This is a genomic window from Liquorilactobacillus sicerae (assembly GCF_029916425.1).
GTDB lineage: Bacteria > Bacillota > Bacilli > Lactobacillales > Lactobacillaceae > Liquorilactobacillus > Liquorilactobacillus sicerae.
Genome location: NZ_JAHAVQ010000332.1, coordinates 1 through 405, shown reverse-complemented (window position 1 = coordinate 405; position 405 = coordinate 1). Strand labels below are relative to the sequence as shown.

Here is a 405-nt window from a genome sequence, read left to right as displayed (position 1 = left end):
AATGTAATTTCGCTTCCATTGATATTTCCGTAATTAAGTTTTACTGTCGATCCTTCACCTGCAACAATCGTTGTAGTTCCTTTGCTAGTTCCAAATTCGTTCTTTAGGGCTATCTTAAAATTATAGGTTCCAGGAAACAAAGGCTTTTCAATATCTTTTTTTGTTAACGATTTACCTTTGTAGGTGATTTTAACCTTATTTTGATTCGCACTGCTAAGAACTAATTTGCTCGTAACAGTTGTCAATTCATAACGGTGAAAAAAGATCAAGTAGTTAGTTGATTTAATAGAAATATGACCATCGTTGTTAACAATGCTGTCCCAATAACTATCAGCTCCGTCGCTTCCAATACTTTGGATATAACTATCTGCTCCATCTTTAGCTAGTGGAGATTTCTTTTGGCTC

Annotated in this window: 1 protein-coding gene; it reads right to left on the bottom strand. The window is 34.6% G+C overall.

The window, feature by feature from the left end:
* Positions 1 to 405, bottom strand: a 405-nt coding sequence (locus tag KH893_RS12700) for a zinc ribbon domain-containing protein (protein WP_281166386.1), incomplete at both ends; no start/stop codon positions are given.